We start from the raw sequence: 13,978 nt of genomic DNA, 5'->3' as shown, positions 1-13,978 counted from the left end.
ATAATTTTATTGAGTATTTTATTACTGCACACTAAACACTATTGGTAAGGTATAAATAACACCTACATTTTTGTCTCGTTGTTTTCCTGGCGTCATTTCCGGAATGTTATTAATAACACGCTCAGCTTCCTTCTCTAAATCAGGATGTGTTCCTCGAGTTTTAATATCGGTAACACGACCAGTTTTATCAATTTTAAACTGAGTTCTAATCACCTGTTTTCCAGACAAACCAAGCTCGCTACCTAAATTAGTATCAAATTTTCTCTGAACCAACTTTGTTATTTTCTCAGACATACATTTACGTTTATCTAAGTTTGTTTTTTTGTTTTCGCATCCCGGATAAACAGGCACTTCTTCAACGCTAACAAAATCTACTGGAGGCTCATCGGCTGGAGGGCCTTCAACAACAATATCACCAATAGCAATAGGCTTAGACGTTGTATTCTGATCGGCCGTTTTAATATTCATAGCCTCCTCAAGCGGCGCATCATTATCGACTTCTTCTACCTTATCAATTAACTTAGTTGATTTTTTAGGTTCTGGCTGAACCTCTTTTACTGGTTCAACATAAATTTTAAAGTTTTCAATTCGAATCTCCTCAGGGTCGGGTTCAAAATTGAAACTACTTTCCTTAGGGATTTCCGACTCAAACTTCATTTCAAAAAGACCATACACCATAAACAAACAGATGATTAAGCCCACCTGAAAGTAAAGCGTGGAGTTTTTTTGTAAATTTGCATCATGCTTTTGCGATTTTTTCACGATTTGCTCATTTTGCCGAATGAGTTCGTGAGTTTTCTTTGGATTACTCATAATTATTAAAATTTAAATGTTAATATTATGATAAAGTTGCAATAAGCATACCAAAAAAGAAATCCCGCTACAGAAATGTAACGGGATTTTATATTTATTGTGCTGTTGTTTAACAGCTGAAAAGAAATTTAATCTTGAACTTGGAATACAATAGGTAAAGAGTAAGGTACTGTTACTGCTTTTCCACGTTGCATACCTGGCTTCATTTTAGGCAACATGTTAATAACACGTGCTGCTTCTTTTTCTAAACCTGGGTGTGGTGCTCTTGAACGAACTCCAACAACATTTCCTGTTTTGTCGATTTTAAAGATAACGTTAATACGTTGTCTTCCTGATAAACCTAATTCACTAGCTAATTCAGTATTAAACTTTTTAGTAACGAATTTTTGAATTTTTTCAGACATACAAGCTTTCTTAGCTGCGTTGTTACCTTTTTCGCAACCTGGAAAAACAGGTACATTTTCAATAACAGCAAAAGGCACTTCGATATCTTCTTCAACCTCTACAACTTCTACTTCTTCAACCTCAACAATTTCTGTTTCTTGATCAACTTCAGTAGACTCTATAATAGTTTCCTCGATTTCCACTTCATCCTCAACAATCTCAATAACATCTGGAGCTGCTGGTGGCGGTGGCGGTGGTGGAGGCGTTTGCATTAGATTAGTAATTGGAATTTCTTCCTCTTCTATTTCGTCCATACTTACCACTCCTATATCGGTAATTACGTCATCATAAGTTTTGAAATTAATAGCATAGTTCGTTAAGAATAACATTAACGCTAAGCCGATTGCAAAATACAGTGAACTGTTACGTCCAACATTTGCTTTAGGATTTTTTTTAGGTTCCATAAATTTAATTAGTTTATCAAGATTGCTAAAATAACTATTTATTTGTCAAAAAAACAAGTCTTTATTGCTTTTTAACTTGTAATTTGTTTATTCGCCACAATATCAAAGCTGTGAGTAATGCTCCCAAGGAGTTTGCTACTACATCATAAATATCCATGGCGCGATAGTCCGTCATAGTATCTTGTAACACCTCAATAACTATACCAAAAACAACAGCAAATACAGTTGCATATAATAAAGCTTTCATTTGTTCCAACTTAAAGTTGAAAATAAACGCAGCATACCATAAAACAGTAAAAGCAGCATAGGCTCCAAAATGGAAAATTTTATCTCCATTAGAAACATCTACTTTTGGCATATCTTTAAGAGACATTAAACAAGCTGCTGTTAAAGCAACAGTATATAATACCGCTAAGACTATTGCCGATTTTTTAAGCACCAATTAATGCTTTATAATCGTCTGCAGACATTAACCCATCGATTTGAGAAACATCAGAACATTTTACTTTAATCATCCATCCAGCTCCGTAAGGATCTGTATTTACATTTTCTGGTTCATCTTCTAAAGCTTCATTAAACTCTATAATTTCACCTGAAACTGGTAAAAATAAATCTGAAACCGTTTTTACAGCTTCTACCGTTCCAAAAACTTCTTCAGCTTCTAAAGTTTCATCAAGAGTTTCTACCTCAACATAAACAATATCGCCTAACTCGCTTTGTGCAAAATCGGTAATACCAATAGTTACAACATCGCCGTCAACCTTTACCCACTCGTGGTCTTTTGTGTACTTTAATTCTGATGGAATATTCATTTTATTTTTATTTATTAAATACGATTAATATGTAAAACTAATTTTTATAAGTTTTCACAAATGTATTTATTCAATATTGATTTTCAAATAGATTAGTTGTTAATTCCCAAAATTATATCTGATGGTAAAACCAGAACGAATAGTTGTTAATGGAAACGCCGTAGAAATAGCATATTCAGAGAAAGAATAGTCGAAATAAAAGATACCTGTTAGGTTTTTACTGAAGGCATAATCGGCCGAATATTTTAATCCCCAAATGGTTTGACCAGAAGTAACTTGATTGTTTTCTAAATCTAAATAACGAATAATAGTTTTATTATCACGAATCGAGATATCTGCCTTCATATTTAAATCGCTAACAATGCGTTTTTGCGGACCAGCAAGATTCGATCTAATTCTTAAATCTTTTATTCTATATCCTAAACCTAAAATGAATTCGTTACCGATAATCTCAGTCATTAAATTATTATCGAAACTTAATGATAGTAAACGGTCCTTTTTAATTTCAGCTAGAATTTTTACAGAATTTTTCATTTCCATATCTATTCGTACTAACGGACTAAACATTTCTGTTAAGTTTATATTACTAAACAAACGCTCGTTTTTATAATTCCCAGATTGATCTTTAGTATCGTCTGGTTGATCATCATAAGGCTGAGAAAAATCAACTTCGTTGTAATCTAAATTAGTTTGAAACTGATTAATAGTATAAGTAGAACGGTAACCATGCGTTAATGAAAAACGCTTAAAACGCTTTTTAAACCACGCCATTTTCATGAAACCAGAATATTTTAAATCCCAGTTAGGAATTGGAACATCTCTAAAAGCACTAGTATTTACTTTATTTGCATCTGTACCTGTATATGCCGCTAAGAACGCTGGCAGCAATACATTTTGACTGTTTTTACCAAAACCTTTTGGATAGCCATCATCATCTAAATCGTTTACATCGGCTCCATTTTGAGTTGCTAAACGGCGCGCAATAATAAGTCGGTTACTTCTAAAATCATTAAACGCATCAGACACGGTTTCATCACTTTTACTAAAAGCTGTTTTAATTAAAAGTGTAGATATATTAAAATTCCCGAATGTATTTGGTGTTAAGCCAACATACTGATTATCGTTATTAACATCTACTCTATAATTTTCAGTGAAGTTTTTATAATAAGTTCTATTACCAACAATATCAATTTTTAAATCTTTTACAGGCTCTAAACTTGCAGAAACATCTAACTGTTTTGTATTAGTAGATGTAAATTGCTGATTAAAATCTTGATACAAAGTAAGCCAACCGTTTCTTGCCGCTAAACTTCTAATATCAGCCTGACTACCAAAAGTGTAACCAAAAGTAGGTTTAAGTGTCCCTAAAAAACCAGGTGTTTGTGTGTAACCTGGTAAGTATGTTCCGTTATTTTCAGAGTAATTAAACTGCACTCTTTTAACTGATGTTAATATATCTATACCCGCATTTAATAGCTTAGTAGTCGATTGGCTTTTAACTTTAGGTTGCTTTTTATCTTTTGCAGACGATTTACTAGTTGGAGGTCCCGTTGTTCTTGTTCGCACACGTCTAATTGGCTTTTTAACCAACCCAATATATTTATACAACTTATTCATATCTAAAGATGTATTAATATTATGTGTGTTGGCATTTTGAATGGTGTTACCCAAATCGTAAGTTTCGCCATCTAGTTCAAGACTACCATATAAATCAGATCCTTTTTGCCATTGAAAGTTACCCGTATATTGGTAAGTAGCATTAACAAAACTAAATGTTGGAATTTTATTAATTGGTAATTGATATGTTAACCCAAGGTTTTGCATTTGCCTGTTTGGATCTCCAAAATCCAAAAAGCCATCCCAAACATCAAGCGTTGGATCTTGTTCCCCATTAATAATATTGTCTTGAAAATAATTACGAACAATGTTATTGTTAGAAGCTGTAAAGTTAAACTGAAGTGACTCGGTTAAATTGTAATTTACAGTATATTGAAAATCGAAAGTATAATTTCGCCTAAACAATTCTTCAATTTCAATATTTGATCCACCAGATAAATCGGCATCTCTAAATTTTTGTCTATTAAACTGACGGTTTAAATCCGTATTAATTGTAAAGCTTGAAGGCAACAGGTTTAAGTTGAAATCTTTTAAAATCTTCCAATATTTTCCAGTAAATAAAGAATCGTTCTTTTTAAAAGGCTGAATCGTTACAGGGTTGAAGTTATGCGCATAATTTGCACCAACACGAACTGTTTTACTAACTGAGTTTTCTATTTCGAAATCGCGATGTTCTACTTTATTATAAGAATAGTTTAAAGTAACATTCTCTACATCGTAAAAACGCGGTTTTGCATCTCCCGTTCTATTTTTTCGAACTCCAATTAAATTGATACTTTGGCGCTTGGTATAATCTTCAGATTGTTTTTTAATTTTATCCTTATCCACTTCAGTTTCGGCAGCATCTAATCGAGAATCTAAAGTTAAATCTTCGTAGAATTGATCGTATTTTGGCGTAATTAATTCTTCACTTTGCCCGTAATTAAATGGTATTTGAATACCCCATTTTTTCGGTAACAACTGTCCCACGTTAACATTGGTAACCACATCGTATTGTTTAACATCTTCTAAACTACGTTGACTTGGTCCTTGCTCTATCGCTCCAAAACCAGAAGTACTTTGACTTCCAGTTGCGCTAATACTAGCAAAATCGGCTAAGTTGGTATCCATACTTACTACAGCAGCCCAACCACCTTCGTTATCCATATCAGATAAGCGCATTTCGTTAAACCAAACAGCTCCACAAACATCACCTTTATCTCTAGAAATATTTTTAACACCAACCATAAGGGTTCTAATGTCTCCAAAATTTGGATTTCCTTTAATACCTACACGATGTTGCCCTAGTGTATAACCACTAAATTCATCGGACACTATTCGAATATCATCTCCTATAACATCATAAAATGTTGGATCTTCGTTAGCCAAAGAACTATCTGAAATTCCCTGAGCTTTAACTTTACCTAAAATTTCAATAGGAATATTAATTTCATTAGCTGTTGGCCACAACCCTTCTCTTGTTGTAGATTGAGAAACTTGTAATGGTATTTCTATTTGATAGTAATTCTCTGTTAAATCATTACCCATTCTAATAAACCCGACTAGCTCTTCATCATCTAAATTACCAGAATCATCATCATCGGCATGCATAAACATTCTTAAACGTTTATACTGACGCATATCGAAACTAACATTTTTATAAACTGCTCTAGAGTCTTCGGCTTCTAAATCACAAGCCTTAAGTACCAACGACTGTTCATTTTGCTCAACTACCGTATTGTTATTATAAAGTTCTTCAGGTTCGATTCCCGGAGGTCTCTCATAACTTCCATCGTTTTCAATAGTACCAATAATTTCAACAGAAAAATCAACACTCGAATCATAAGGTATATCATCGTTCAAAGTCTGTGCGTATCGACGCCAATCACTTCTCACTAAATCTAAAGTTCCAAAACGAAAAATAGTAGGTTGAACAAAATCTTTTAGATATATTCTTGAAAAACGTACCGAACGTAAATCACTAATACCTCCAACAGCAACTCTATCATTCCCTTCAACAGGAATTCTAATTTGGTACCATCTTACGTTAACACTTTCTCCGTTTGGTAAGGCTCTAGGTTGTTCTTTAAAATCTCTTAAATATTCTTTTAAAGGATTGGCATCTGAAATATTATCGAATTCCGTACTTGATTTTGGTAAATATTGTGGCTGAATATCTAATTCATATTCATAATAACTATCAATCGTGTTCATGGTGTTATCACGATTAATATCTTCTACATCAGGCTGTGTATTAGCACCACGATCGGTATCACTAAATGTATCTGGGGTATTACCTTCAACCCCATTATATTTTTTATAACGATCAAAAATATCTCCTTCAGCATTTAAAAAATACTCGTAATTATCATTTGCAGGATCATCTAAACCACTGTAGTTACTATAGATTGCGGTAAGCTCTGGATCGTCGGCAATTACTGGTGTTTCTCCAGAATCAGGATATCCGTCGTAACCAACATCTTGATTAGTGCGCTCATCTCCTGTAGAATCGAATGCATAAATTAAAGATTGGTTTTGAGGTACAACCGTTCCCCAAGCTGTTTTTTGAAGCAAATCGATATTACCATCATCAGGCAATCCGTTTTCGTATAACTTTCTACCATCTTTTATAATATCTTCTGAGATATTTCCTAAGTTAAAAACTAGTTTACCACCGGGATTGGTTTGATTTTCTTGAAAAGGATCTTGTAACCAAAACTCTATATACTCTACGTTTTGTTGTTCAAAATCTGTTGAAGTTAGCTGGCGCGTAATACCCGCCCAACTATCTCTAGCTTCTACACTATCTATACCATCGGCAGCAGCAGGATCATAATTGTAAGGCCCACGCTCTTGTGGATAATATGCTAAGTCTAACGTGTAAATTACAGAATTTTGCCCTTGTACTAAATCACGATCTGGAAACAACTCGTTTATAAAAACACGACTTGTGTAAAGGCTAGACATATCTTCATCTGTAATGTCATCTGGCCTTTGGCTTGTATAAAAAATAGGATCTATAGAATACCAGTTTAACATGGCACGTTGGTAACCATTTTGAATACCATTATCATCCTCATTTCCATTAGTAGGTGTATTTAAGCCAACAGGTCTACTAGATAAAAACCAAGATTGTTGCGAACGTAAATCTATTGAATTTTGCGATCCTTCAAAATCGTCTATGTAAGATGTAGCCTCTCCATTTAAGTTAGTTCCGCTTGGAGAACCCGGCAGTAAATAAGCCACCTCACCTCGTACAGAAAAATTAGATTCGGCATCGGTATCTATATTTGGCAACTTATTAACCAAGCGTGTTAAAAATGGAACTTGGGTTGCGTAATTTCCATTAAACCCTACAATAGTATTATTTATAGGCTCGGTACCATAATTAGCTTTTTGAGTAATTGGCCGTTCATTTAAATTTAAAAACGTTCCGCCTAAAACAAAATTCTCATTAAACTTGTGTTCTACATTTATACCTGTAAAACGTTTAGTTTGCTGACCAAAAACAGCATTGTTTTCTGTTGAAACTTCAATTGGTGTATTCGAAGCTTTTAAAGATTCATCTAAAATTTGAACCTGCCCTAACTGATAATTTACAGTATAATCTATACCTTCAACTAACACTCGTCCGCCAGCCGTAACTCTCACAGATCCTGGTGAAAGATTAAAACCACCAATAGAAATACCATCGCCACCAGATGATTTATAACGTCCTTTTAGTTTGAATTTATTCTTTTCGTTTTCGTCTAAAGCTTTTGTTTTTGTACTTTTATACAGTACATCGTAAACATATTTTTCTTGATTTTCGTTGTATGATGCATCATTTTCATAATCACCACCACCTAAAACATCAAATAAATATTCTCCAAAAGGTTCTGCATTCGGGAAAATAATTTGCCCATTTTGCGAAAGTACTGTTATACCTTCTACAAAGTCGAAAAAACCATCACCACTTGTTTGCGGATCATTGTTATAGTTTAATTTATCTAAATTAAACACACGCAAAAGCGGTTGTTCATTTAATGGTTTCTCTCCTGGTAATGGATTAGGAAAATCTGTTGTTCCAACCGGTGTAATGTAGTTTAAAGGAGAGGCTTCATTATAAAAGATATTCAATTTAAAATCTTCCGAACTTAAATTATAAGCACCCGTGTCGTAGATGTTTTTCATCATTAAATCCCAGATAGGAAGATCGACATTTGTAATACTACTTTTTAATAATTTCACCACTAAATTACTATTTACAACCTGAGTAACATCCCCACTTGTATTTGTAGTAACATCGGTAGCAGAAACACCATCGTTAGCAAATTCACCAACCTGATACACCTCACCACCTATAGTATATTGAAAGGCAACAGCCAATACTTCATCACTATTTAAACGTTGATTTAAGGAGATATAACCTAACTCTGTATTTAAACTATATTCCGAACCTTCGGTTAATTTTCTTGCGTTTTCTAGAGTCGAATAATCAAAACCTTCATTAGTTCCCGATACTTCAATACCAGATTTAATAGTTGCCACATCTCTAATACTTGCATTTAATTGAGATGTTGGTGCCGACTGAGTTATTTTTGTTGGATCAAATGCATTATTACTATTTCTAGGAAGAGCGCCTGGCCCGCCAAAAACATTAACTCCAGAATATACTTTATCACTTTCACCTAAATCCTGAAGTGCAACAATATTTCTAACATTATCTGTTCTATTACTTCTGTTAGTAATCCAAACTTCAATTCTAGTAATTTGTAAACCTCTAGTATCTAAATACGGGTAAGTTTTTAATGCCTTATCGTAATTATCTCTAAAATACTGCGCTAAGAAAAAGTGTCTATTCTCATCGTAATCTCTAATGAACAACTCGAAATCTTCTAGCGTTCCACCACTTTGAGCTACAACGGTATTAGACTCAGAACGCTGCTCGGAAAACACACCCGTAATGGTAGTTTTACCAAATTGCAATTGTGCTTTTACACCAAATAAACTTTGCGCTCCCGTTATTAAAGAACTGTTTAACGGCATACTTACATTACCAACTTCTATTTTTTGAAGGATATCATCCTCGGTTGGTGTGTACTCTAATTTTATAAGATTTTGAAAATCGAAAGTAGATTGTGTATCATAATTTGCATTTATTTGAAGACGTGTTCCCACTTTTCCTAATAAACTTAAACTGATACGTTGATCAAAATCGAACGTAAAATTACTTCTATTTCTTGGTGAAAACGATGGGTTATCTTGTTTTGAGAATAAAACACCCAAATCCATTTCTACAGAACCTTGCGGAATAACCTCAATGGTACTACCTCCAAAAATAGATTCAAAAAAATCGGATTTCACATAAAACTCTGGTAATAAGTTTTTTTGAGCTTCGTCTGCTCCTTCTTTTTTACCAGAAAAGGCATCGACCTTTTCTTTATAATAACTACTTAAATTTTGTTTTGAAACCAAAGCATAATACTCCTTTGGTGTTAAAATTACAGGATAATTAATATTGAACTGCCCTATTTTTTCGGTGTAAATATACCTATCGGTTAAAGCATCATAAGTATATTTAGACTCAATACTATTTGGTCTCGATGTTTTTATTTCACCTTGCTGATACCCTTTTTTTACAGAATCTTGCTCTTTTTCTTGTCCCCAAGATATTACTGAAAAACACAGCATGGCCAATAAAAAAGCCACGTGTTTTATTGATTTATAAAAATAGAGGTTAGTTCTTCTCAAAATGTACTATAATTTTTTTAGAGCTTGTTTTATAATAGACTCTACCGATGCATCGGGTTCGGCCATTACAATTTTTTCCACAACACGTTCGGCTTGTTTTTTAACAAAGCCAAGCACTTCTAAAGCTGATAACGCTTCATCCTTATTGGTATTGCCTTGAGAAACAGAAACTTCATCTATATCATAAATTTTCAATACTTTGTCTTTTAAATCGAGTATAACACGCTGTGCTGTTTTAGCTCCAATACCCTTTATAGATTGAATAAGTGCCACATCGCCAGTTGCAATACCTTCGCGCACCTGCTTTGGTGTTAATGAAGACAACATAGTACGTGCAATACTTGCTCCAATACCACTAACAGATAATAACAATCTAAACATTTCTCGTTCGGCCACCGATGAAAACCCATACAATGTATGCGAATCCTCTTTAACCTGAAGATGCGTAAACAATTTTAATTGTTCCGCATCTGGTATATTTGAAAATGTGTGTAACGATATATTTAACATATAACCAACACCGTTGCAATCTATTACAACATGCGTTGGATTTTTTTCTACTAATTTACCTTGAATGTGTGTTATCATAACCGGTTATTGGTCCCTTCCAAATGTAATAAAATTATTTTAGCTCGGCATGTTCTACTTCCCACTTCTCTTTATGTTGAGCGTCAATTACAGCAATAGCAGCCATATTTACAATCTCGTCAACATTGGCACCAAGCTGAAGAATATGCACTGGTTTACGCATCCCCATCATGATTGGCCCGATAGACTCAGCTTCATTTAGTTCTTTCAATAACTTATAAGTAATATTGGCCGAATCTAAATTCGGAAAAATTAAAGTGTTTACTTTTTTACCTACTAATTTAGAGAACGGAAACTTTTCACGAAGCATTTCATCGTTTAAAGCAAAATCTGTTTGTAACTCACCATCAACAATCATTTCCGGATAATGTCTATGTAAAAAAGATACTGCTTCTCTTACTTTTGAAGCACGATCGTTTATAGACGAACCAAAATTTGAATAAGACACCATAGCCATTACAGGTTCTAAACCAAACATTTGAACTACTTTTGAGGTCATTTGAGTAATTTTAGCCAAATCTTTAGCCGTCGGATCGATGTTTATTGAGGTATCACTTAAAAACAGAGGACCACGTTTCGTCATCATTAAGTTGGTAGTTGCAGCACGTGAAATACCTTTTGCTAAACCAATTAATTCCAACATCGGTTTTACAACTGTTGGGTAGTTTCTAGAATATCCAGAAATTAATCCGTCGGCATCACCTTCGTTCACCATCATGGCAGCAAAATAATTACGCTCACGCATTAAACGTTGTGCAGAATAATATGTTACACCTCGACGTTTGCGTTGCTCCCAATATACTTTTGCGTATTTATTTTTACGCTCGTTTTCTTCTTCTTCTTTTGGATCTACAATTAAAATATCGGCATCAAACTCAATATCTTTCATTAAAGATAAAATGGTTTCTTTTCTTCCTAATAAAATAGGAATAGCAATACCTTCATCATGTACAATTTGTGCTGCTTTTAAAACATCTAATTGATCAGCTTCTGCAAAAACAATACGTTTTGGCGCTAATTTAGCTCTGTTTAATAACAAGCGAACCAATTTATTATCAGACCCTAAGCGTTGTAATAAACTATCTTTATAACGTTCCCAATCTGTAATAGGTTGTTTTGCAACACCACTTTCCATAGCCGCTTTTGCAACTGCTGGTGGTACTTCTGCAATTAAACGCGGATCGAATGGTTTTGGAATAATATAGTTTTTCCCAAAAGTTAAACGGGTTTCACCGTAAGCAATATTTACTTGTTCTGGCACTGGTTCTTTAGCCAATTTAGCTAAAGCTCTTACCGCTGCCATTTTCATGGCTTCGTTAATTTTAGTTGCGCGCACATCTAAAGCGCCTCTAAAAATAAAAGGAAAACCAAGTACGTTATTAACCTGGTTAGGATGATCGCTACGACCAGTAGCCATTATAATATCTTTTCTAGTATCTACGGCTAATTGGTATTTTATTTCCGGATTAGGGTTTGCCATGGCAAAAACAATCGGGTTTTCAGCCATTACCAATAGCATCTCTGGCGTTACAATATCTGCCATAGATAAACCGATAAACACATCGGCATTTTCCATAGCCTCTAGTAAAGTATCAATTTTTCTGTGCGTTGCAAATTCTGCTTTTTCATCAGAAAGGACTTCTCTATCGTCACGAATAACACCTTTACTATCTAGCATTACCATGTTTTCGCGTTTTGCACCACAAGCCTGGTACAAACGTGAACATGAAATAGCTGCTGCTCCGGCACCACTAATTACTATTTTAACTTCTTCTAGCTTTTTTCCAGCAATTTCAACTGCATTTAATAAGGCTGCTGCCGAAATGATTGCTGTTCCGTGCTGATCATCGTGCATTACAGGAATATCTAACTCTTCCTTTAAACGACGTTCAATCTCAAAAGCTTCAGGAGCTTTTATATCTTCAAGGTTAATACCACCAAATGTAGGCGCTATCTTTTTAACTGTTTCAATAAATTCATCGACATTTTCTGTGTCAACTTCAATATCGAATACATCGATATCTGCAAAAATTTTGAATAATAAACCTTTACCTTCCATTACGGGTTTCGAGGCTTCAGGACCAATGTTTCCTAATCCTAAAACGGCCGTTCCGTTAGATATTACGGCAACTAAATTCCCTTTAGCTGTATATTTATAAGCTGCTTCTTTATCTTTTTCAATTTCTAGACATGGTGCAGCAACTCCCGGCGAATAGGCTAAAGACAAATCGCGTTGGGTGGCGTATTTTTTAGTTGGAACAACTGCTATTTTACCTGGTGTTGGTTTTGCGTGATAAATAAGGGCTTCTCTACGCTTGCTTTCTTCACTCATATAGATGGATATTTTATTTATTGTTAGCCTTTTAAGGTTTAAAACTACTCGGTTTTAGATGATGTATTTTAATAACTTAAAAGGATTTGCTTCTAACTTACAAATATAATAATACTACCAAGCAAACTGCTATTCTTTTAAAAAATTGATTTTTATTTTACTCTTGCTATTTAATCTTCTTTTAAGTTAATTACAAAAAACAAAAAAGCCTTAGTTATCAACTAGTGACAACTAAGGCTTTTTAATATTATTTATTGTTCAATTATTTATTCAATACTTCTGCACCTTCTGGCTTAGAAAAGAAATTATCTTCTACAGTTGGAGAAAAACTAATATCACTAACATCTATTTTAGTGATATACTCACCTAACCCATCTTTATCTGTTGTAGACCAGTATGTCTTAAACCCAGTTGCAAACACAATACCATCAACAGTGGTAGTACCTTGAGATACTGTAATTTTCTCTGGCGCATGCCCTCCGTTTGGAAAATACTGCGGATAAGACACAATATATTTAAAAGCATCTACCAAGTTTGTTTCTGCATTTATATACAAAATATAATAATCATCTGGTGCTGCGCCAATACCAGCATCGTAAGTTGCTTTTAAAATTTTTTGAGTAGCGCCCTTAAATTCTTGCTCTGGTAATAATTCAAGATTTACACCTTCACCATCTAAAACAAATGGCTGACCAGAAAAATATAATGGTGTTAAAGCCCAAAACTGAGTATCGTAAGCAAATGAAGTACTGTCCTTAGCCTTTAACCAAGCTTCTTCACCATCCCAACCATAGATAGATGTTGGATCTTCAATGCTATTATGCCTTGCTTTATTGCTCCAAGTATCAATGGTTTGATAAGAATCTCTAATACCTTTACCATTCAATGGTTGGTAATTAAAACGAAATGAAAGGTATCCATTTGAAAACCATTTATCCAATCCGCCATGAGCTTCCATAGCGCTCCAAAGTACTTTACCTGCTTCTGTAGCATTAAGTTTTTTATGTGCAGCTTCTACTCTTTTTTCTATCCAAGAGGCTGGAATATCATATTTCGCTTCGGCACTTTCAACCTCTGGGTTAGCAACAGCTTCTACTTTTTTTGTTTGCTTACATGCAACCATGGTTAATACTAAAAATAAACCTAGAAGTTTATAAGATGTTCTCATTTTATTATTTTCTTTTATTGATTAATCTGTTTTAGTCGGGACTAATTCCCCAACATTTCAAAAAAATATTATTTCTTTAGAAAATATT

At 34.1% G+C, this 13,978-nt stretch carries 8 protein-coding genes; all 8 read right to left on the bottom strand.

Going from position 1 to position 13,978, the window contains the following annotated elements; genetic code table 11:
- Positions 1–21: 21 nt before the first annotated feature.
- On the bottom strand, positions 22–813 hold the full coding sequence (locus tag DFQ06_RS12500; protein WP_042504723.1) for an energy transducer TonB: 792 nt from the start codon (positions 811–813) through the stop codon (positions 22–24).
- Positions 814–941: 128 nt separating this feature from the next.
- Positions 942–1,661: an energy transducer TonB gene (locus tag DFQ06_RS12495; protein ID WP_042497553.1), complete on the bottom strand. Its 720-nt coding sequence runs from the start codon at positions 1,659–1,661 to the stop codon at positions 942–944.
- A 61-nt stretch (positions 1,662–1,722) separates the two neighbouring features.
- Positions 1,723–2,100: a VanZ family protein gene (locus DFQ06_RS12490; protein WP_133967967.1), complete on the bottom strand. Its 378-nt coding sequence runs from the start codon at positions 2,098–2,100 to the stop codon at positions 1,723–1,725.
- Positions 2,093–2,473 (bottom strand): glycine cleavage system protein GcvH, encoded by a 381-nt coding sequence (gene gcvH / locus DFQ06_RS12485; RefSeq protein ID WP_042497555.1) that lies wholly within the window; start codon positions 2,471–2,473, stop codon positions 2,093–2,095. The genes DFQ06_RS12490 and gcvH overlap by 8 nt, the downstream gene beginning before the upstream one ends.
- A gap of 99 nt (positions 2,474–2,572) precedes the next feature.
- Positions 2,573–9,802 (bottom strand): T9SS outer membrane translocon Sov/SprA, encoded by a 7,230-nt coding sequence (gene sov, locus DFQ06_RS12480; protein ID WP_394345342.1) that lies wholly within the window; start codon positions 9,800–9,802, stop codon positions 2,573–2,575.
- Positions 9,803–9,808: 6 nt separating this feature from the next.
- Entirely contained in the window at positions 9,809–10,390 is a 582-nt protein-coding gene (ruvA, locus tag DFQ06_RS12475) for a Holliday junction branch migration protein RuvA (protein ID WP_042504722.1), read from the bottom strand.
- 34 nt (positions 10,391–10,424) lie between these two features.
- On the bottom strand, positions 10,425–12,722 hold the full coding sequence (locus DFQ06_RS12470; RefSeq protein WP_074937233.1) for an NADP-dependent malic enzyme: 2,298 nt from the start codon (positions 12,720–12,722) through the stop codon (positions 10,425–10,427).
- Between the two features lie 262 nt (positions 12,723–12,984).
- Entirely contained in the window at positions 12,985–13,890 is a 906-nt protein-coding gene (locus DFQ06_RS12465; RefSeq protein WP_074937236.1) for a hypothetical protein, read from the bottom strand.
- Positions 13,891–13,978: the final 88 nt, after the last annotated feature.

This window comes from Algibacter lectus, assembly GCF_004368925.1.
GTDB lineage: Bacteria > Bacteroidota > Bacteroidia > Flavobacteriales > Flavobacteriaceae > Algibacter > Algibacter lectus.
The sequence above is the reverse complement of the archived record's forward strand: the minus strand, read 5'-3'. Positions and strand labels throughout refer to the sequence as shown.